The following is a 19,404-nucleotide window of genomic DNA, read 5'->3' on the forward strand; positions in this document are numbered from 1 at the left end:
TCATAACCCATTAATCTATTCTTAAAGGAGTTTTCACGAATGACCAATCATATCAAAAAGATTCGGATGCTGGAACCAACGCATCCTACCAAGGCAACCGGTGTTTTCAAAGGAGAAGCTTCAGGCTTCCTCCTTTGGAACGATATTCAGTATGAAAAATTCTATGATACCTATACACAGCTCATCAATAACTTTTGGAAGCCTTCGAGCGTGAACATGATTCAGGATAAAAAGCAGTGGGGCGAATTGGACGAAGATATCCAGGACGCTTTTCTCGATATCCTTACTATGATTGCTGGAATGGACAGTCTTCAAACGCCCACTTTAGTAGAAATCCTTCGGTACATCAAAGATCCGGCGGCAAAAGCTATCCTGGCCAACATGGCCCAGCAGGAATCGATCCATAATGAATCTTATTCCTATATCCTTGCTTCCTTGATTCCGGTAGGCAAGCAAAAACAGCTATTCGACCGCATTAAAGAACATCCTGAAGTGATTAAGCGTAACCAACCGATCGTTGATGCTTATCAAACGTTCGTGGATGATCCCAGCCCTCAGCATTTATTCGAGGCACTGATCCATTCAACGAACCTTGAAGGGATTTATTTCTATCTGGCTTTCGCCTTTTATTATAATTTAGGACGCCAAAATTTAATGACCGGTTCCGCTACGATGATATCCTATATTCATCGCGATGAAATGGTCCATTTCGATTTCATTGGAATGCTCGTTCAAATCTTGATGTATGAATATCCTGAGTTAAATAATGAAGAAAACACTAAGTTCATCTATACAACGATTGAAAAAGCAGTCGAACTCGAAAAGGAATGGTCTGAATATATGCTCGAAGATATCCAAAACAAAGCCGATCTCGATTTGGAAGAATTCAATGAGTACATCGAATATATCGCCAACAAACGGTTACGTATGCTGGGTCTAGAAAATTTGTATAAAGAGTATGGCGAGAATCCGATGCCATGGATCAAAACGTTCGATGACGAATCCATCGGCCTTACCAAAACCGATTTCTTCGAACAGAAGTCAAGGACATACAGTCAAGTAAATGCCAGCAATGGGTTCGATGAGCTGTAAAGTTGCCATAGTCTATCATTCTGCCGGCGGCAATACAAAAGCGCTTGCTGAAGCCCTTGCTTCCCTTTTACCTGAAGCTGGACTATATCGAATGAATGAATTCGATTTACGTACATTGCCGGATTACGATGCATTGATTATCGGCACCTATACATGGGGCAATGGGGAGCTTCCTGCTAAATCAGCAGCCCTTTATAAAGAATTGGAACAGTTGCCTATTGCTCATCTGAAAACGGGAGTCTTCGGCACTGGTGAAACCAACTATAATCATTTTTGTGGGGCGGTCGATCATTTCCGGGATATGTTATTTGCCAAGAGCCAGTTATTGGTGACATTGAAGATAGAACAGATGTATCAAGAATCAGACTTGCCCAGACTTCAAAAGTTCGCCTCGCTATTCCAGAACTGACCGAAAGGGGATATGCGTTTTTGCATATCCCCTCTCAGTATTTTTTTAAAAAAACTTGGCTCCCTATATCATGGCAGCGGTAAGCATGAAGTATAATGGAAGAAAAAAGGAGATAATATCCAATGACTGAAAATATAACCCAGTTCCTGCCTATCCTTTTTATGCTAGTGCTTGTCGTATTCGTTATATTCATCGTGTTTTTCCTGTCAGGGCATTTTAATCGTTCTAAACGGATCGAAGAAAAATTGGACAAAGCATTAAAGGAAATGACCGAAAAAGATGAAAAATAAAAAGACTCCAAAATCGGAGTCTTTTTTTATATGCGTTCAATTATTTTTGAACGTTAGCTGCTTGTGGTCCACGAGCGCCTTGCTCGATTTCGAAAGAAACTTCTTGGCCTTCTTCAAGCGTTTTGAAGCCTTCGCCTTGGATAGCTGAGAAATGTACGAATACATCGTCTTGGCCTTCAACTTCGATGAAACCGAAACCTTTTTCTGCGTTAAACCATTTTACTTTACCTTGTACCATGATAGTTCCTCCTGTGTTTGGAAAAATCCATTTTATTACTATTTTTGGTTCTGGATAATGTTTCAAGAGGAATCCTATTACAGTAAATCCTTCTATCAAACTTATTCCGAACAAAAATAATTACTTATATTATATCATGGGAAATCCTAAAAAAACAAGATTATCGCAGTAAATCAACCGACAAATTATCCTAAAATTCTACATATTCCTCTTCTTGCTTTGTCGGAAGCCTTCGTCCAATAAGTAGCGCTCCGCCTCTACTGGACTCTCGAAACACTCCTCAAGATTCGACCCTGAATACACATTCCAAAGCAGGTCTTCCCTTTCAAGTGTAAGCTCTTGCTTTTCAGGACCAATCCATGTCCCTTCCAACCTAGCGAACTCGTTTTCCTCTTCTTCGAATTCAACAGGAGGTTCAGATAGGTAATCCACGCTTTTTTGGATCAATTCTTTTAATTCCGCTTCATTATAGTCACGTATATTGATAAATCCTTTACGGTCAGTGTCTTTTTTTCTCATATGCCCTGCGTAAACGAAACCATTACCATTGGGATGCAAGTGCTGAACGACGATCTTTTTCTCCTGGACACTATCTGGATAATGGAAGTTCACACGCCCCAATGAAACGTCTTTTCGCTGTAATTCCGGAAAAGTTTCAATGATGCTCAATTTTTCTTCAAATGTTAACAAATTTCTTCCTCATTTCATTAGTTCATATTGTTTGTCGATTATAACACAGACTGATTAGAAACAATAATCTCCTTCTTCCATTATAATGTAATGAAAGGGAGTGATAGGATTTGATCATGAAAATTCGGGACCTGGACTCCGATTATGGCCAGCAGCTTTTTAAACTTCAGAAAGAAGCTTATAAGGTGGAAGCGGAATTGATCGGTTTTGCCGATATACCTCCTCTATTGGAAACATATGAACAATTCATTCATTGTCATGAAACGTTTTTATGCTATTTAAAGGGAGATGCCTTAGCTGGTGCAATATCTTATACAAAAGAGAATGGTCAATTGCTGATTTGCCGAATGGTCGTCCATCCTGATTATTTTCGGCAGGGTATCGCGGATGCACTGTTGCATGCTCTTCATCTACACGGCGACTGGGAAAAGATATCCGTTTCGAACGGTAAAATGAACCTGCCTGCACGGAACCTTTACGAAAAAAACGGCTTCATTCATAAAGAGGACGTAGAAGCCACACCTCTCTTTTTCATAAGCATATACGAGAAAAAGCATTCATTTTATGTATGTCACGATAAAAAGCATAATGAATGAAATGACGATGATTACGGCAACCCATAGCCAGGCTAATGTCATATTCCCGGAATCCATGGCGATATAAATCGCTGTCGGTATGGTTTGTGTCTGTCCGGGAATGTTTCCCGCAAACATGAGTGTGGCCCCAAATTCCCCCAACGCACGCGCAGAACTTAAGATGGCACCTGTGACGATGGATTTGACAGCCAATGGAAGGGTTACATTCAGGAATAATCTCCACTCGCCGGCCCCGTCTACCCTTGCTGCATTTTCGATTTCTTCATCTATACCTTCAAAGCCCGTTTTAGCAGATTGATACATAAGCGGAAACGCTACCACTGTAGATGAAATGACCGCTGCCCACCACGTGAACATCAGGGGCTGATCAAAAACCCTTTCAATGAATTGTCCCGGTATTCCACTCTTGCCAAAAAGCACAATCAATAAAAAACCAACGACGGAAGGCGGCAAAACAAGCGGTAATAAAAACGCTGTTTCCAACAGGACTCTTCCCCTGAATTGCTTTTTAGCCATCATTCGCGCTAGGATAATTCCTAAAATGAAAACAAGGATACCCGATAGTCCCGCTACTTGTATCGATAGCCTGACAGGTGACCAAAAATCCCCTGTCATGATACTATCCGCACATCACTGTTAAATATCGGCCTATGCAGGTCCTTGTTCGGCATCATTACCCAAACGGTTTCTTTTTCATTAAAGGCAGACTTCATTTAAGTTTCTCCCTTTCTTTTTAAAATAACATTTAAGTTTATTTTTCTTGACATCTTGCTGACACAAAGAAACGTTAAAGTAAGAGTATCACAAATATAAAAATAATTTCATTCCAATAAACTTGAAAACTTTGAAGGAGTCGATTTTAATGGTAACAATTTATACTACTCCAAGCAGTTTAGCCTGTCGTAAAGCAAAAGCTTGGCTTAAGAAGAACGAAATTTCCTTTAATGAACGTAACCTATATTCCCAACCTCTTTCTATAGAAGAAATAAAAGAGATTTTACGTAAAACGGAAGGCGGGACAGATGAAATCATCTCAACCCGTTCCAAAAAATTCAAAAGCCTTAATATCGATATAAATAATACACCACTTAATGATCTTTGCAAGCTTATTCAAGATAACCCGGATTTACTTCGCCGGCCAATCATTTTCGACCATAAGAACTTGCATGCAGGATATAATGAAGAAGAAATGGGACGATTCCTTCCAAGGAAGGTCCGTCATGTACAATTATGGCGTGCAATCAGCCAATTGGCTTAATTAGTTAACATTCTGCAGAATAAAAGGGTTGTCCACTACATCGGACAACCCTTTTTTATATCTGATCCGCTTTCTCTATGACAATCGTGAAGGTGGTCCCTTGTTCATCGCTATCCTTAAGCACAAGATCTCCCTTTTGCGCTTTTGCCAGCATTCTACTGAATGGCAGTCCCAAACCTAAACCACGTACCTTCAACTTTTTGTTTTCACCTCGATAAAATGGTTCGAACACATATTGTTGTTCATGTTCCGGAATCCCCCGGCCACTGTCCAGTACATCAATGCAGATTCGTTCTGCACCCTTTTCATAAAGGTGAATCGCTATTTTCCCTTTGCCATCAAGTGCATGTCTGGCATTATTCAAAAGGTTAATGACGATTTGCTGCATCCGTAATGAATCTATTTGACCAAAGACCGGTTCATCAGGAACTTTTATCTCAAAAGCGAACGATTGATCATCATCCTGGGTCACCTGCCAGCGATGGGCGATTTCCTTGATGAATATATTGATATTCTCTTTTTGCACCCGAATTTTAAAAGCGCCTGCAGATATGGCATTATAATTGAGTAAATCCTCTATCATCCCTTGTAAACGTTGAGTTTCCTTTAAGGAAATATCGAGGAATTCCTTACTTTGCTCTCCCTTAACGACATCATCCTTAACCGCTTGTATCAGTCCGCTAATGGAAGTGACTGGCGTTTTCAAATCATGGGTTACGCCTGCAAGCAATTCCGCCCGCAACTTCTCCATGACCTTCAATCGGTTGGTCATCTCCTTAAATGATTCTATCAGTTCATAAATTTCTTCTTCCTTGATTTCCTCTTCCTCTTTGAAATGGATATCATAGTTGCCTTCACGAACCTGGACAGCGGCGTTAGCTACGTCTTGAATGGGCCGCGAAATCTGCCTGGAAAGAAAATAAATGACTCCCGTTCCCAGAATCAGAAGGCCACCAATCATGATCGCCAACAATCCATGATCTTGGTTGATTTCCTTCAATGCCCCTTCTTCTTGTGCAATGACCACCCAGCCTCTCGTCTCATCATTAAACGTAATGGGGGATTTGACGACATATACTTTGTTGTCGGAGATCTTGACCTTCTGGATTAACTCCGTATTTTTCATGATGACATCCGGGAGTTTATTTTCATCGGGATCTATATACAATTGTGGCATCGTATAAATGATGGTGGCATCGGGATCGACGATATAGATGATTGGCTGTTGGTTCAGATGGAGGATTTTCTCCCTTTCCTCAACAATTTCCGAAAGGATCGGACCAATGACAATCTGACCATTTTCCTTAATCGCCCGATCGGATGTTTCATCAGCTAAGTACTTAAGAAGGCTTAGCCTATATTCCAAAGCCGTTTTTTCCATCCACCATAAGGAAAAAACAGACAATAATATCAAACCTGAAATCAAGGTCAATACGTATCTCTTAGTCCAATAGCGTTGTAAAGTGGTTCTTTTTTTAGTTTTCATAGACACTCAATTGATACCCCAATCCACGCAATGTTTTTATTTCCCCCTCAGTTACAGGCCATGCATCTATCGCCTTCCTGATTCGTTTGATCGCCAGGTCCACCGCACGGTCACTGCCGTCATAATCCAAGCCCCACACTTGGTCGAGCAGCTGTTCCCTTGTGAAAATTTGATTAGGGTGCTTAGCGAAAAAAACGAGCAGCGACAAATCACGCGGCGTCAAGTTTATCTCTTCTCCATTTAAATGCACCATATAAGACAGATCATCGATTGTTAAACTCCCAAACTCATGTACATGACCAGCTTCCGTAATAACCGATGAGGATCTTCTTAAAACGGCATGTACCCGGGCCACGACTTCTTCGGCAACGAAGGGTTTGGAGATGTAATCATCCGCACCTGACTTAAATCCCGATAATCTGTAATCGACATCTGTCAGTGCAGTCAACATAATGACCGGACATGTACCGTCCTCCCGAATTTCCTTCAATATATCCCAGCCTTCCTTACCCGGCAGCATGACATCAAGCAGGACTAGGTCTGGCTTCGTTTCTTCAAACACCGGAATGGCCTTTAGCCCATCGTAAACTTGGACTACATCAAAACCCTCCCGCTCCAAATATGCTTTCAATACCATCGATATGGCAATTTCATCTTCTACTACAAGAATTTTCTTCATTATGGATTCCTCCTTCCTGAATTATAGTGGAATCATGTTGTATATGCTAACTAACACCAAGCTTTTTCCCTCAATCTTACCCTTTTTATGTGTCAGGATTATGTTCGCAGTAAAATTTACCGATGTTTTCACTTAGTCATTTCGTGCAAGTGATCTGGATTCATTTTAACAGGAATATACTACAAGGTCTGGAAATGGATAAAAAATTGCTTGAAACTCTTATTACACTCTTAAGAGGCTGGCTCTAAACTGAGCCAGCCCTTTTCAATTACATGTCTCGTGTGGATTCGGACAGCCTGCTTCCTGTCTTTCCACTTGAATCGTGCTATGTTCGATTCCAAACTTATCATGAAGTAATTTTTGCGCTTCTTCTAAAACTGAATCGTGATTACCGCTCTCATCTATGACAACATGGCAGCTCATTGTCAAAAAACCAGAGGTGATCGTCCAGATATGGAGATCATGGACTTCGGATACACCAACCAATTCCGTCAAGGATGCTTTCACTTCATCCATATCGACTTGGTCTGGTGTGCCCTCCATCAAGATATGGAAAGAATCCCTCACTACCCTAAAACCGCTGATAATAATTAAAATCGCGACTATGACGCTCGCAATCGGATCTGCAATTCCCCAATCGAAAAAGTAAATAAAGAGTGCGGCCGCGATGGCACCTACAGATCCAAGCATATCACCAATAACATGTAAAAAAGCACTCCGTACATTTAGATTGTCTTCCTTATCTCCGCTCATTAAAATCCAGGCCGCAATGATATTAACAAGTAAGCCGATGATTGAAATCATTAGCATTCCCAAGCTTTGCACCTCAGGGGGATCCAGGAACCTCTTAATTGCCTCTATGAAAATGAATACGGAAATGACGATCAAGGTCAATCCATTCAAACAAGCAGCAATGATTTCAAAACGTTTATATCCATACGATTTGGACGATGTTGCTTTCCTTTCCCCCAACCTTATCGCTGTATAACTAAGTCCTAAAGCTGCCGCATCGCTAAGCATGTGACCTGCATCCGACAGTAAAGCCAGACTATTTGTCAAGAATCCGCCAATGACCTCGACTATCATAAATGTGGAGATTAATAAGAAAGAAGCCAACAATGCTTTTTTATTATTAGAATGATGGTGGTGTCCGTGCCCATGATCATGGGAGTGACCATGATGATGTCCCATGCCATCCCTCCTCTCGGATTTGAAACTTATATATAGTATGGGATAAATCCAGAATGGTTTCAAATGATTCACTTCTGGGATCCACTGGCTGTAAAAAGAGTGATGAAAACAGGCAGGACGTGATCTTTTACGAAAAACCAAAATTCTGCCTTCAACCATTTCAAAGTAAAAATAAACGCTACAGACGATTCCTGCAGCGTTTTTCCCGTTTATCTTTCCTCTTGCATCGTATCATCGACAATGGCGTGCAGATCCTTATTAAACAATTCATCATTACAGACAAGACTGTGCCGTTCCATCTCTTCCTGCTCTTGACTTACCTGTTCCTTTTCCTTCATAACCTACCTCCAGCATCATGATGTTTGCCTATTATCGTATCCACAGGCATGTACCTTTATGCTAAACATTTCCCCATACGTATTAGACCTGCTGTCCGCCATGGAAGGTACGTATAATGAATTCATGCTCTGGAACTTGTAGGCTTTTATACGATAACAGGAATGATGCATTATCATAGGCTACTTTTTCAAGCTTTACCTGAATACCGGTATTTTCAATCGTAACAATGGCATAAGGAGCAACTGGTTCACCATTACAGCCAAGTGAACCAGGATTCAGGAATATCGTTCGGTCATTTTTAAAAAAGTGGATAGGGTGATGATGACCAAACCCTATTAAATCGTGATGTTGATCTCTGAAAAGCATTTCTAAATTATTTAAATTCGGTTCAACGATTTTACTAAATGGATTTTGGCTTATGTGCTCATCCAATTTCTTCGATTCCATGTGATAATGGGTGAAGTAAACGGAGTGATCATTAATGATATGATGTATGGTACGAGGTAATTTTTCCAATTTGGTTATGAATTTCCGATGCATCCTATCCGCTATCCATTCATGATGCTCCTTCACATGAATATGACCGGCCGGATGCGGCTCCCCGTTAATGATGGCCAGGACAGCTTCATCATGATTTCCAGTTATCATCGATAAATCATTTCTTGAAAATAAAAGTTCAAGGACCTCATTTGTATCCGGGCCAATCCCGACCATATCTCCCAAACAATAGAGACGATCTATATCTTCCCTTTGATCAATATCCCTAAGAACGGCTTTTAACGCTGATGCATTACCATGCACATCCGTTATAATGGCAACTTTCATGACTTAATTCAGCTCCCTTCCCCCACAATCCACATGGTATATTATAACATTTCAAACGAAATCAAAAAAATATTCGGGCTTATTCCCCCTGATATACCCATGCCCATTTTTTATGAATAAGCAAACACTTCGGCCTAGAATACATAGTATGAAGTATTCCCGGTAAAGATGTTTTGCTAGGTATGTAATTCATAATATGTATGAGGAGGAAATTAAATGGGTGGAAATGGTAATGATTGTTGTGGCGGCGGTGGTGGCTGCGGTTTCGATAACGGATTTGCATTGCTGATCGTATTATTCATCTTGTTGATCATCATCGGATGCAGTTGGGGATTCGGCGGCGGCTTCGGTGGATGCTGCTAATAATGACATAAATCAAAAAGGCGCCTGAACAAGGCGCCTTCCAGACTGTAGACAAACTCGATGAAAATCGAGTTTGTCTATTTTTATGGCTTGTACAATTTGGACGTTGATTTCCACTCCAGGCACTCGCTTTCCGCGGGCGGTCGGGGAGCCTCCTCGGCTTTCGCCTGCGGGGTCTCCCCTAGACGCGCTTTTCCCGCAGGAGTCTCGTACCTTCCGTTCCAATCAACTTTGTCTTACCTTTTAGATAGAACACTTTTGCCTGGAGTCATTTTTGTTTTAAAATAGAAGTATTAAAACTTGAGGTGATGAGGATGCTTTCTAAACATGATTCTATTCAGCGAGATCAACTTGAAATGATTACTTTAGATCAACTGGTGCCACCGAACCATTTGGTTCGTAAAATGGAGGCTGCCATTGACTTCACTTTCATTTATGACTTGGTGAAAGATATGTATTCAGAGGTAGGACGCCCAAGTATTGATCCAGTTATTTTAGTTAAACTGACTTTCATTCAATATACCTTCGGTATTCGTTCCATGCGTAAAACGATTGAAGAAGTTGAAACCAATATGGCTTACCGTTGGTTCTTAGGCTATGGTTTCCATGATAAAGTACCTCATTTCTCTACGTTCGGGAAAAATTATGAGCGACGCTTTAAAGATACAGACCTATTTGAACAGATTTTCTATCGCATTTTAATGACAGCTGCTAATAAAAAGTTAATAAGTGCTGAACACGTTTTCGTGGATTCCACACATGTGAAAGCCAGTGCGAATAAACGGAAATTTGAAAAGAAAATCGTTCGTAAAGAAACACGAGCGTATCAAGGACGTCTTCAAGAAGAAATCAATCAAGATCGTGAAAACCATGGAAAAAAGCCTTTTCCACCAGATAAATTTGATAAAGAAGAGACCAAAGAGATTAAAGAAAGTACAACGGATTCTGAGAGTGGCTACTATGTGAAAGATGAACGAACAAAACAGTTTGCCTATTCATTCCACGCGGCCGCAGACCGCAACGGTTTTGTATTGGGAACGATTGTAACACCTGGAAATACACATGACAGTCAGATCTTAGAGCCACTAGTTGAACAAGTGATTGAGAAAGTTGGAAAACCGGAAGCCGTTGCCGCAGATGCAGCTTATAAAACACCAGCGATTACAAGCTACCTATTTAACAAAGAAATCATACCGGCTTTACCTTATACACGTCCTCGCACCAAAGAAGGATTTTTCCGCAAACAGGACTATGTATACGATGAACATTTTGATTGTTACCTTTGCCCTTCGGGCGAAACTTTAAAGTACTCAACAACAAATAAAGAGGGCTATCGCGAGTACAAATCGCCAAAACAAATTTGTACAACATGCTCATTTTTATCTCGGTGTACAGAAAGCAAAGACTGTCAAAAAGTGGTGACACGGCATATCTGGCAAACACATGTGGAAGAAGCAGATCATCTGCGTCATCATCAAGATGTAAAACCTATATATGCAAAACGTAAAGAAACGATTGAGCGTGTATTCGCAGATGCAAAAGAAAAGCATGGTATGCGTTGGACTACTTTAAGGGGACTTAAAAAATTGTCGATGCAGGCGATGCTTACTTTCGCTGCCATTAATTTAAAGAAGATGGCCAATTGGACATGGCGAGGTCCAAAAATGGCCTAACATAGTGGGCTCGTAGAGCCCCAATCTCTTAACTTTAGGCGAAAATTCAAAGGGAATTTCAAAAGGGGTTCAGAATTTTTTAATTCCGAACCCCTTTTGTCTACAAACTGAAAGGCGCCTGAACAAGGCGCCTTCTTTGTTATGAATTGGCTTTTAGTTTTTGTCTTTGCTTTTGTTTTTGCGTCTTCATAACGAACCAAATGACTATGAGTGCGATGGGGATAAGCAAGAAATTCGCATATTGTGAAAAGATGGCTCCTGCCTGCTCCCATCTAGGTCCTAACTTATACCCTAGATAAACATAAGCACTGGTAACGGGAAGCATCGCCATATAGGTATATAAAATGAATTTCCAAATATTCATTTTCAATATTCCGCATGGTAGCGACACGGCGGTACGAATGCCTGGTACAAACCGTCCAAAAAAGGCCATTCCCCCTCCATACCTTTCAAAGAAGCGGTCAGCTTTGTTCAACTGCTCATCTTTAATCAAAAAGTATTTTCCGAACTTTAATACAAGCGGTCTCCCGCCATACTTGCCTAAAGCATAAAGTGTCAATGGTCCCGTTACTCCACCAAGCGAACCGGCAAGGATAGTCAAGTATAAATTCATATCACCTTGATAAACCCAGTATCCGGCAAGTGGCAAAACTATTTCAGCAGGAATGAATTCAAAAGTCAAAGCTAGTAACACACCGAAATAGGATAAAGATTTAAACGCTTCAATCATATCCATTATTAAAGTTTCCATAGAATTTTCCCCTTTTCTAACTTTTATTACATATAAAAAGGGGTGCTCCCAGAATGAATCCAGGCACCCCTTGATGTCAAAAAGGACATTTCCCATTGTATCACAAGTTAACTCGCATTTTTTCATAACTAAAACAATGTTCTTATGGAGTTCATGTTGCGTTATCGGGCTATTTACTACAGAACTCAGCTTGTAAGAAGAATGATAATATAATTTCAGATGGTCCCGAAACGAAAAAAGCTTGAGGACGAATTGCCCTTAAGCTTTCGACAGTTAACCAGAGAATATCCCAACATGGTTAGACATGTACTAATGACAAGATTGTTACCCTTGTTTCTCAAATCATAAAGGGGGTGGAAAGCCTACTTAATCCATCCTCCATTTGTTTTTTCGCATCTTTCATCATGCCATCAAGTAATTCCTTAACCGTGGGCATATCGTCAATCAATCCGGCAACCTGGCCACTGTTCATAAAACCATTGTTAACATCCCCGTTCATCGCCCCATTAATATGATGGACTTCTGAGGTCATTTCACGAAAATCCACAGGGGACAATCCACATTTTTCCAAATTCAGAATTTTTTCCGTGTATGGGTCCTTCAATACTCTTCTGACCTGGCCAACGGATCTGCCCAATATAAATGTATCATTACCCATCGCTTCCATTAGTTTCTGTTTATATGATGGATGGAACGGTGCTTCTTGTGTAGCAATCAGCCTGGTTCCTAACTGGACTCCTGAAGCTCCCAACATCAATGCAGCTGCCAACCCCTGACCATTGCCTATCCCGCCAGCAGCCAAAACGGGAAGCGTCACATGCTTGCTAATTTGCGGAATGAGTGTAAAGGTCGTCAATTCCAGGTTCGAATTGATGCCGGCAGCTTCAAACCCTTCTGCGACCAACACATCGGCCCCTGCAGCTTGCGCTTTTTGTGCGTGCTTGACCGATGCAACGATAGCGATCACTTTTATATTCTTTTTTTGCAATAATGGAATGATAGGGGCAGGATTTCCTGCAGATAAGGAAACTACAGGTATATCATGCTTCAGGACAAGATTGATTAACTCATCTGTATATGGACTAACGTTTATCGGAATATTCAACGCGAAATTGTTATTAGTTTTATCTTTGGTTTCGAGAATGATGGCTTCTACCTGTTCAGGATTCATGGTACCGCACCCTATTGTCCCTAGGCCCCCTGCATTGGATACTGCAGCCGCAAGACTTGCATTGCTTATATTCCCCATGCCGCCTTGAATAATTGGATATTTTATCGAAAAAAGCTCGCAAATATATTTCACTTTCATCCCTCCCTGTCCATTTAATGTTATACTATATTCATTAGAAAAACAATTCTGACTTTTCCAAAAGGAGCGATACTATGATTATTCCGTACAAGAATAAAAAGCCTTCTATTGATGATACCGTTTTCATTGCACCTGGTGCCCATTTAATCGGTGATATTTCGATTGGGAAAGAATCGACCATTTGGTTTAACTCCGTTCTGCGCGGTGATGAAGATTCAATCACAATAGGAGAAAAATGCAGTATTCAAGATAACTCCACCATTCATTTATTTGAAGGATGCCCAGTTGTCATTGAAGACGAAGTGACGGTTGGTCACAACGTTATCCTACATGGTTGTAAAATAGGAAAACGATCCATTATCGGTATGGGTTCAACGATATTGGATAATGTAGAAATCGGCGAAGAATGCATTATCGGAGCGAATACATTGATTTCCTCTGGCAAAAGCATACCTCCACGTTCTCTGGTCATTGGTTCCCCGGGGAAAGTGGTTCGCAGATTGAATGATAAAGATCTTGAATTGATCCAACTTTCGATTGATACGTATGTTCAAAAAGGAAAGGACTTCAAAGGGATACTTGATTAAAAATCACAAAGAGAATTTCGCCGTTGTCTTTAGTTGACCATAAAAAATGTAGAAAAGAGCTCCGGCAAGTCATTAGCGACTGGCTGAAGCTCTTTTTCACTTAATGATAAGAGGATGATCCTTAGCATCATAGGTTTCGTTTTTCCGGCATAAATCATTGTTTTCCTGAAATACGCTTTCAAAGAAACGGCTTGCTGGTTCAGCCAAGACTTGATAATACTGGCTAAATAAAAGAGCAGCATGATTCCCGTTCCACTTTGAAGGCAACAGTTCCTTTGGCAGGCCCGGGTCGATAAATAAAAACTTACGGTATTCATGCACCAAGTTCGTTCGTTCTACAAAGCAATCAGCATCGGACATTTCCCCCCTGCTAATGATGCTTTGATGAACTATGAATTGTTTGCTGTATTTCTCGATGAATTCTTCATATTTATTTTCAATCACTTCTAAATGCCAGCTCTTCTCTACAAGCGATTGGTTTTCTTTTGGACCTTTGTACTCCGAAATGAAAAAATCAACATATTCATTGATGTCATATTTCTCGATCAAGCGATTGATTTGTTTCTCCAAATCATTAGGCGAAATCCAGCAACCACTTGAAAAACTGCCAAACCCGCTCCATAATAATTCTTTACGGAAATCATCCCGTAATTGCCGCTTATCTTCAGGGATCGTGTACATTAAAATACGCCATTTCCCGTCCCATTCATTCGGTTTCATCTTATATATGCGATTGGCCGCTTCATCCATTCTCTGCACACCGCGATCAGTCAAAAAGTAATAGCTTTTATTTCCCTGCTTCTCTGACTGAATCCACCCTTGCTTGACCATTCGTGAAACGGCTACACGAACGCCCTGCTCATTATGACCGAATTCCTTTAACAAACGAATTAAACTGCCTATCCAGATTTTACTTCCATAGTTACGGATATAATCGCCGTATATCGTAAAAATCATGGATTGAGTATTAGTACCTATCTTTCTCACCTCACCCTTACATTGTTACTATTTTCAAACGGAAGACATAATAATTATTATATCTTTTTCAAATGAAAGCGCAATATTATTTACCCGTAAATTGCGTTTTTCTCCGTTCACTAAATGCTTGGAGTGCTTCCAATCTGTCTTGAGTCGGGATGGTCAATTCATAGGCTTTTCCCTCTATGGCCATTCCGGTTTGCAAGTCTGTATTCATTCCTTGGGCAATCGCATATTTGGCTTGTTTTACAGCAATCGGCCCATTCTTCATGATGTCTGCTGCCAATTCCTCACAGACTGACATAAGTTGATCCCTTGGCACGACCTTCAAAAGGATCCCTAATTGACATGCCTCTTCTGCCGTCAATTTTTTAGCAGTAAAGATTAATTCCTTCGCTTTCATTTCCCCAATCAATCTCGGCAGCCGCTGTGTACCGCCTGCCCCAGGAATAATGGCCCAGCTAGTTTCAGTGAGCCCCAAAGAAACACCTTCAGCAGCGATTGCAAAGTCACATGAAAGCAGCCATTCAAATCCTCCCCCCAATGCATACCCATTGACGGCAGCTATGGTTGGCTGCGGAAGCCCTGCGATACTATTAAAAACATCGCGAATCGCTTTAACGTTCCTTCTTACTTCCGCATCATTCAAAGACTTCCTTTCTTTCAAATCCGCTCCCGCGCTGAATGCTTTTTCCCCTGCACCCGTGAAAATAACGACACGGATATCGCCGTCCATATAAACTGAATCGATGACTTCCTGCAGTTCAGAAAGTGTCTCATAGTCGAAGCAATTCAATACGTCAGGTCGATTCACTGTTATATAGCCGATTTGATTTACCACTTTATAAATAATCTTAGACATGAGCCCTCTCCCTTTTTTAAGAAAATGACCCCTATGCAAAAAAAACTATTAAGGGCCTAACATCAATCATTTTCAATATTTTCTATAATGGCGGATATACCCTGGCCAACACCGACACACATCGTTGCAAGACCATAGCGTACATTCCGCTTTTTCATTTCGTGAACAAGTGTTGTTAAAATACGCGCCCCGCTTGCACCGAGTGGATGGCCAAATGCTATCGCCCCGCCGTTGACATTCACTTTCTCCTGATCCAATTTCAATTGGCGGATGCACTCTACGGATTGGGAAGCAAATGCTTCATTCAATTCAACTAACCCGATGTCTTCAATCGTTAAATTTGCCCTCTCCAATGCCTTTTTAGTGGCATGAATTGGACCAAGGCCCATAATGGACGGTTCTAAGCCCGCTACCGCGCCTACAACATATTTGGCCAGAGGTTTTAATCCAAGCTCCCGTGCTTTTTCTGCACTCATTAATAGTAATGCCGAGGCACCATCATTTACACCGGAAGCATTACCGGCCGTTACAGTGCCACCTTTAAAGATAGGTTTGAGTTTTTCCAACTTTTCGATGGTCGTGTCAGGACGGGGGTGTTCATCTTTATCGAAAATGACCTCATTCCCTTTACGATCCGTATATCGAACAGGTACGATTTCATTAATGAAACGCTCATTTTCCACTGCTTTTTTCGCTCTTTGCTGGCTTTGAAACGCGAATTGATCTTGGTCCCCCCTTGAAACCGAAAAACGCTGGGCGATGTTTTCGGCTGTTTGAGGCATGGAGTCCGAGCCATACATTTCTTTAAGTTTCTCATTCGTGAAACGCCATCCGATAGTTGTATCCTGAAGCTCCATTGACCCCCGCGGAAATTCACTCTCAGGTTTGGCCATGACGTACGGCGCCCTTGTCATGCTTTCAGTCCCGCCTGCGATATAAATATCGCCTTCCCCTACTGCTATAGAGCGTGCAGCATACATAACGGCATCCAGTCCGGATCCACACAAACGATTTATTGTCGTTCCAGCTACGTTTACCGGAAGACCAGCTAAAAGGGCGGACATCCTAGCCACATCGCGATTATCCTCTCCTGCTTGATTTGCATTTCCGAAGATGACATCTTCAATTTGATCTGGTGGCAGCTCTGGATTGCGATCGGTAAGCGCCTTGATTACAATTGCACCGAGGTCATCCGGCCGAACGCTTTTCAAAGCTCCTTTATATCTTCCGATTGGCGTTCTCACAGCATCGACAATCACAACATCCTTCATTTCCTCACCAGCTCTCCATCTTTTGTATAATCGTACACACCTTTGCCAGACTTGCGGCCGAGCCTGCCAGCTTTAACATACTGTTCAAGGAGGGGCGCCGGACGGTATTTCTCGCCAAGTTTACTATATAAATATTTTAAATTATTCAAACGGGCATCCAATCCCACCAAATCCCCTAGCTCAAATGGTCCCATTGGGTAATTAAGCCCTAACTTTATTGCCTTATCGATTTCTTCTGGTGTTCCTAAACCTTCTTGAAGCATATAGAACGCTTCATTACCTACCAAACAGCTGATTCTACTGGTTACAAACCCAGGGAATTCATTAATGACCACGGTTTCTTTTCCCATTTTTTCAGCTACCTCTTTTATTATGGCTGCCGTTTCATCACTTGTTTCAAGACCACGTACAATTTCAACAAGTGGCATCTTTTGTACAGGATTGAAGAAATGCATGGCAATCGTTTTTTCAGGACGCTTTCCATAAGAACCAATTTCCGTCGGGCTCATCGTGGAAGTATTAGTTGCAAAGTAACAGCCTTCTTTTGCATGTTCTTCAATTGTTTCGAAGACACCCTTCTTTATTTCTGCCTTTTCCGGAACTGCCTCTATGATTAAATCGGCATATGCTGCTGATTCTTTCAAATCGGAAGAATACGAAAATCTACTTTTTGCGGCTGCCGCTTCTTCCTGGGTGATTTTTTGGTAGCGCACACCCTTCTCAAAAATGGTATCGATCTCTTTTCTTGCACTTTCCAATGCATTTTGATTCACATCCACCAATACTACGTTAAAGCCCCCTGTTGCTCCTACATAGGCTATTCCCCTGCCCATGACACCAGATCCGACAATCACTAGATTTCTAATCATTCGTTCATTCCTCCTTAAAAATAAATAGGGCTGGCTACAATGTAATCAGATCAGCATTCATCCATACCTGAATTACTTTTCCGACATACCGTTCAGCCAGCCACCTATTTTATATTTTATTAAATTCCAAAGGGATTTAAGGGACGGCTTCCATGATAGGAAATGATACTTTTCGTTTCTGTATAAAGATCAAGTGTCTCAATACAAAGTTCCCGGCCGAATCCTGACTGTTTATAGCCTCCGAAAGGTGTTCCAGGAAATGCGGAGAATGGGCAATTCACCATGACGATTCCCGTTTCGATTTGATTTGCCACTCGAGTCGCACGCCCGCCATCCTTTGTCCATAGGGCTGAACCCAAACCGAATTCCGTATCATTCGCGAGTCTCACGGCTTCTTTTTCATCTTTGAATTTCATAATGACAACAACCGGTCCGAATATTTCCTCTTTCACTACATCCATTTCATGATTGACCTTCGCAATGACCGTCGGCTCATACCAATAACCGCTTTCGAAACCTTCGATAACCGCTGGTTTTCCTCCTGTCAGGATTTCCGCTCCATCAGCAATGGCAGATTGCACATAATTGTCGATGACATCCAATTGCCCTTGATCTATGACTGCACCGACATGTGTTTCTTTGTCGAGTGGATTGCCCAATTTCAATTTCTTCGTTTTTTCTACGAATCTGGCAACGAACTCATCGTATATGTCTTCGTGTACGTATAAACGGGATCTTGCCTCGCAAGATTGTCCAGTATTGTAGAAAATGCCATATAAGGATCCATCGATAGCTGCTTCAAGGTCCGCATCTTCAAAGACAATATTCGGGGACTTTCCGCCAAGCTCCAATGTCACCCTTTTTAATGTCTGTGAAGCTTTGCCCATTAGATCCCTGCCGATTGGCGTAGAACCTGTGAAAGCCACCTTATTCACTTTCGGATGCTCGACAAGGTAGTTCCCTACGTCCGATCCAGGACCTGGAATGATATTGACCACTCCCGAAGGAACACCTGCTTCTAAACAGATTTCCCCTAATACAATGGCAGTCAGCGGCGTTAGAGAAGCTGGCTTAACAATGACTGAACAGCCAACTGCGATTGCTGGTGCAATTTTCCACGCTGCCATCATCATCGGGTAATTCCAAGGAATGATTTGAGCACAAACACCTACTGGCTCTTTCTCCGTATAGTTATGGAATTGACCAGGTACATTATTGACAGTTCCGCGGTGTCCAACTAAAGCGCCTGCATAAAATTCGAAATCTTCTATTGCCTGCATGACTTGGCCTTGCGCTGCGGAAATGGATTTACCGCTGTTCAGAACCTCCAATTCAACCAATTCATTGAAGCGTGAACGCATGATTGCTGCAATTTTGTTCAATACACGAGACCGCTTATTAATCGGAGTTTTCTTCCATTTCCCATTATCAAATGCTTCACGTGCAGCTTGAACAGCTCTTTCTGCATCTTCTTTAGTCGCCTTTGCAACCTTGGCAATGATTTCACCAGTCGCAGGATTGTACGCGTCGATTGTGGATCCATTAGAGCTTTCGACTCTTTCTCCATTAATGATCAGATGATAATAATCACGTTTCACTTCCGCTTTTTCAAATGCTGACTCTTGAACTTTAACCATGTAATCCACTC

General features: G+C 41.5%; 23 protein-coding genes. 8 read left to right on the plus strand and 15 right to left on the minus strand.

Features of this window, described 5'->3' with window-relative positions; translation table 11 throughout:
- The first annotated feature begins 39 nt into the window (after window positions 1–39).
- From QFZ73_RS05840 to QFZ73_RS05850, 3 genes are all read left to right on the plus strand, one after another.
- On the plus strand, window positions 40–1,092 hold the full coding sequence (locus QFZ73_RS05840; RefSeq protein WP_251435722.1) for a ribonucleotide-diphosphate reductase subunit beta: 1,053 nt from the start codon (window positions 40–42) through the stop codon (window positions 1,090–1,092).
- Window positions 1,064–1,501 (plus strand): flavodoxin domain-containing protein, encoded by a 438-nt coding sequence (locus QFZ73_RS05845; RefSeq protein ID WP_307264073.1) that lies wholly within the window; start codon window positions 1,064–1,066, stop codon window positions 1,499–1,501. The genes QFZ73_RS05840 and QFZ73_RS05845 overlap by 29 nt, the downstream gene beginning before the upstream one ends.
- 122 nt (window positions 1,502–1,623) lie before the next feature.
- A complete protein-coding gene (locus QFZ73_RS05850; RefSeq protein WP_307264076.1) occupies window positions 1,624–1,791 on the plus strand; it encodes a hypothetical protein in 168 nt (55 codons plus the stop codon).
- Window positions 1,792–1,831: 40 nt separating this feature from the next.
- Here QFZ73_RS05850 and QFZ73_RS05855 read toward each other — a convergent pair whose 3' ends face one another.
- Both QFZ73_RS05855 and QFZ73_RS05860 read right to left on the minus strand, forming a co-directional pair.
- Window positions 1,832–2,029, minus strand: a complete 198-nt coding sequence (locus QFZ73_RS05855; protein ID WP_028393295.1) for a cold-shock protein — start codon at window positions 2,027–2,029, stop codon at window positions 1,832–1,834.
- A 198-nt stretch (window positions 2,030–2,227) separates the two neighbouring features.
- Window positions 2,228–2,719, minus strand: coding sequence for a hypothetical protein (locus QFZ73_RS05860; protein WP_076367434.1), 492 nt, complete (start codon window positions 2,717–2,719; stop codon window positions 2,228–2,230).
- A gap of 116 nt (window positions 2,720–2,835) precedes the next feature.
- Between QFZ73_RS05860 and QFZ73_RS05865 the strand changes: the two genes are divergently transcribed.
- A complete protein-coding gene (locus tag QFZ73_RS05865) occupies window positions 2,836–3,315 on the plus strand; it encodes a GNAT family N-acetyltransferase (protein ID WP_307272617.1) in 480 nt (159 codons plus the stop codon).
- On the opposite strand, the gene modB is transcribed toward QFZ73_RS05865, so the two are convergent.
- Window positions 3,277–3,930 carry a molybdate ABC transporter permease subunit gene (gene modB / locus QFZ73_RS05870; protein WP_307264083.1) on the minus strand — a complete coding sequence of 218 codons (654 nt, stop codon included), beginning with the start codon at window positions 3,928–3,930 and terminating at the stop codon, window positions 3,277–3,279. The genes QFZ73_RS05865 and modB overlap by 39 nt on opposite strands.
- A gap of 247 nt (window positions 3,931–4,177) precedes the next feature.
- On the opposite strand from modB, the gene spx reads away from it, so the two are divergent.
- Window positions 4,178–4,573 (plus strand): transcriptional regulator Spx, encoded by a 396-nt coding sequence (gene spx, locus QFZ73_RS05875; RefSeq protein ID WP_034314875.1) that lies wholly within the window; start codon window positions 4,178–4,180, stop codon window positions 4,571–4,573.
- 55 nt (window positions 4,574–4,628) lie between these two features.
- Here spx and QFZ73_RS05880 read toward each other — a convergent pair whose 3' ends face one another.
- The 5 genes from QFZ73_RS05880 to QFZ73_RS05900 form a co-directional block, all read right to left on the minus strand.
- Window positions 4,629–6,059, minus strand: coding sequence for a HAMP domain-containing sensor histidine kinase (locus tag QFZ73_RS05880; protein WP_307272620.1), 1,431 nt, complete (start codon window positions 6,057–6,059; stop codon window positions 4,629–4,631).
- The gene (locus tag QFZ73_RS05885) at window positions 6,049–6,738 is read right to left on the minus strand and encodes a response regulator transcription factor (protein WP_251435734.1); all 690 of its coding nucleotides are present in this window, start codon (window positions 6,736–6,738) and stop codon (window positions 6,049–6,051) included. Before QFZ73_RS05885 ends, QFZ73_RS05880 begins: the two co-directional genes overlap by 11 nt.
- 264 nt (window positions 6,739–7,002) lie before the next feature.
- A complete protein-coding gene (locus tag QFZ73_RS05890; protein WP_307264090.1) occupies window positions 7,003–7,929 on the minus strand; it encodes a cation diffusion facilitator family transporter in 927 nt (308 codons plus the stop codon).
- A 209-nt stretch (window positions 7,930–8,138) separates the two neighbouring features.
- Complete coding sequence (locus QFZ73_RS05895) at window positions 8,139–8,267, minus strand: hypothetical protein (protein WP_257790334.1); 129 nt, start codon at window positions 8,265–8,267, stop codon at window positions 8,139–8,141.
- 82 nt (window positions 8,268–8,349) lie between these two features.
- Window positions 8,350–9,093, minus strand: coding sequence for a metallophosphoesterase family protein (locus QFZ73_RS05900; protein WP_307264093.1), 744 nt, complete (start codon window positions 9,091–9,093; stop codon window positions 8,350–8,352).
- Between the two features lie 216 nt (window positions 9,094–9,309).
- Between QFZ73_RS05900 and QFZ73_RS05905 the strand changes: the two genes are divergently transcribed.
- Both QFZ73_RS05905 and QFZ73_RS05910 read left to right on the plus strand, forming a co-directional pair.
- Entirely contained in the window at window positions 9,310–9,456 is a 147-nt protein-coding gene (locus QFZ73_RS05905) for a YjcZ family sporulation protein (protein WP_251435742.1), read from the plus strand.
- A 314-nt stretch (window positions 9,457–9,770) separates the two neighbouring features.
- Window positions 9,771–11,129, plus strand: coding sequence for an IS1182 family transposase (locus QFZ73_RS05910; protein ID WP_307262410.1), 1,359 nt, complete (start codon window positions 9,771–9,773; stop codon window positions 11,127–11,129).
- Between the two features lie 139 nt (window positions 11,130–11,268).
- On the opposite strand, the gene QFZ73_RS05915 is transcribed toward QFZ73_RS05910, so the two are convergent.
- Both QFZ73_RS05915 and QFZ73_RS05920 read right to left on the minus strand, forming a co-directional pair.
- Complete coding sequence (locus QFZ73_RS05915) at window positions 11,269–11,880, minus strand: DedA family protein (RefSeq protein ID WP_251435745.1); 612 nt, start codon at window positions 11,878–11,880, stop codon at window positions 11,269–11,271.
- A gap of 337 nt (window positions 11,881–12,217) precedes the next feature.
- Window positions 12,218–13,183, minus strand: a complete 966-nt coding sequence (locus QFZ73_RS05920) for an NAD(P)H-dependent flavin oxidoreductase (RefSeq protein ID WP_307264100.1) — start codon at window positions 13,181–13,183, stop codon at window positions 12,218–12,220.
- 80 nt (window positions 13,184–13,263) lie between these two features.
- Between QFZ73_RS05920 and QFZ73_RS05925 the strand changes: the two genes are divergently transcribed.
- On the plus strand, window positions 13,264–13,776 hold the full coding sequence (locus tag QFZ73_RS05925) for a gamma carbonic anhydrase family protein (RefSeq protein WP_307264103.1): 513 nt from the start codon (window positions 13,264–13,266) through the stop codon (window positions 13,774–13,776).
- Window positions 13,777–13,872: 96 nt separating this feature from the next.
- Here QFZ73_RS05925 and paaX read toward each other — a convergent pair whose 3' ends face one another.
- From paaX to QFZ73_RS05950, 5 genes are all read right to left on the minus strand, one after another.
- The gene (gene paaX, locus QFZ73_RS05930) at window positions 13,873–14,754 is read right to left on the minus strand and encodes a phenylacetic acid degradation operon negative regulatory protein PaaX (RefSeq protein WP_307272624.1); all 882 of its coding nucleotides are present in this window, start codon (window positions 14,752–14,754) and stop codon (window positions 13,873–13,875) included.
- Between the two features lie 85 nt (window positions 14,755–14,839).
- Window positions 14,840–15,616 carry an enoyl-CoA hydratase-related protein gene (locus QFZ73_RS05935; RefSeq protein WP_307264105.1) on the minus strand — a complete coding sequence of 259 codons (777 nt, stop codon included), beginning with the start codon at window positions 15,614–15,616 and terminating at the stop codon, window positions 14,840–14,842.
- A gap of 62 nt (window positions 15,617–15,678) precedes the next feature.
- Window positions 15,679–16,887 carry an acetyl-CoA C-acyltransferase gene (locus QFZ73_RS05940; protein ID WP_251435757.1) on the minus strand — a complete coding sequence of 403 codons (1,209 nt, stop codon included), beginning with the start codon at window positions 16,885–16,887 and terminating at the stop codon, window positions 15,679–15,681.
- A complete protein-coding gene (locus QFZ73_RS05945; protein ID WP_307264108.1) occupies window positions 16,884–17,756 on the minus strand; it encodes a 3-hydroxyacyl-CoA dehydrogenase in 873 nt (290 codons plus the stop codon). Before QFZ73_RS05945 ends, QFZ73_RS05940 begins: the two co-directional genes overlap by 4 nt.
- Before the next feature lie 119 nt (window positions 17,757–17,875).
- The gene (locus QFZ73_RS05950; RefSeq protein WP_307264111.1) at window positions 17,876–19,393 is read right to left on the minus strand and encodes an aldehyde dehydrogenase family protein; all 1,518 of its coding nucleotides are present in this window, start codon (window positions 19,391–19,393) and stop codon (window positions 17,876–17,878) included.
- Between the last annotated feature and the right edge of the window lie 11 nt (window positions 19,394–19,404).

This window comes from Peribacillus sp. V2I11 (genome assembly GCF_030817135.1).
Classification (GTDB): domain Bacteria; phylum Bacillota; class Bacilli; order Bacillales; family DSM-1321; genus Peribacillus; species Peribacillus simplex.

Coding starts and splice junctions, on each gene's coding strand:
- QFZ73_RS05885 (WP_251435734.1), bottom strand. CDS start 6,738: ATGAAGAAAATTCTTGTAGTAGAAGATGAAATTGCCATATCGATGGTA.
- QFZ73_RS05880 (WP_307272620.1), bottom strand. CDS start 6,059: ATGAAAACTAAAAAAAGAACCACTTTACAACGCTATTGGACTAAGAGA.
- QFZ73_RS05900 (WP_307264093.1), bottom strand. CDS start 9,093: ATGAAAGTTGCCATTATAACGGATGTGCATGGTAATGCATCAGCGTTA.
- spx (WP_034314875.1), top strand. CDS start 4,178: ATGGTAACAATTTATACTACTCCAAGCAGTTTAGCCTGTCGTAAAGCA.
- QFZ73_RS05865 (WP_307272617.1), top strand. CDS start 2,836: ATGAAAATTCGGGACCTGGACTCCGATTATGGCCAGCAGCTTTTTAAA.
- QFZ73_RS05940 (WP_251435757.1), bottom strand. CDS start 16,887: ATGAAGGATGTTGTGATTGTCGATGCTGTGAGAACGCCAATCGGAAGA.
- QFZ73_RS05855 (WP_028393295.1), bottom strand. CDS start 2,029: ATGGTACAAGGTAAAGTAAAATGGTTTAACGCAGAAAAAGGTTTCGGT.
- QFZ73_RS05915 (WP_251435745.1), bottom strand. CDS start 11,880: ATGGAAACTTTAATAATGGATATGATTGAAGCGTTTAAATCTTTATCC.
- QFZ73_RS05850 (WP_307264076.1), top strand. CDS start 1,624: ATGACTGAAAATATAACCCAGTTCCTGCCTATCCTTTTTATGCTAGTG.
- QFZ73_RS05950 (WP_307264111.1), bottom strand. CDS start 19,393: ATGGTTAAAGTTCAAGAGTCAGCATTTGAAAAAGCGGAAGTGAAACGT.
- QFZ73_RS05845 (WP_307264073.1), top strand. CDS start 1,064: ATGCCAGCAATGGGTTCGATGAGCTGTAAAGTTGCCATAGTCTATCAT.
- QFZ73_RS05840 (WP_251435722.1), top strand. CDS start 40: ATGACCAATCATATCAAAAAGATTCGGATGCTGGAACCAACGCATCCT.
- QFZ73_RS05890 (WP_307264090.1), bottom strand. CDS start 7,929: ATGGGACATCATCATGGTCACTCCCATGATCATGGGCACGGACACCAC.
- QFZ73_RS05910 (WP_307262410.1), top strand. CDS start 9,771: ATGCTTTCTAAACATGATTCTATTCAGCGAGATCAACTTGAAATGATT.
- QFZ73_RS05935 (WP_307264105.1), bottom strand. CDS start 15,616: ATGTCTAAGATTATTTATAAAGTGGTAAATCAAATCGGCTATATAACA.
- modB (WP_307264083.1), bottom strand. CDS start 3,930: ATGACAGGGGATTTTTGGTCACCTGTCAGGCTATCGATACAAGTAGCG.
- QFZ73_RS05895 (WP_257790334.1), bottom strand. CDS start 8,267: ATGAAGGAAAAGGAACAGGTAAGTCAAGAGCAGGAAGAGATGGAACGG.
- QFZ73_RS05905 (WP_251435742.1), top strand. CDS start 9,310: ATGGGTGGAAATGGTAATGATTGTTGTGGCGGCGGTGGTGGCTGCGGT.
- QFZ73_RS05925 (WP_307264103.1), top strand. CDS start 13,264: ATGATTATTCCGTACAAGAATAAAAAGCCTTCTATTGATGATACCGTT.
- QFZ73_RS05945 (WP_307264108.1), bottom strand. CDS start 17,756: ATGATTAGAAATCTAGTGATTGTCGGATCTGGTGTCATGGGCAGGGGA.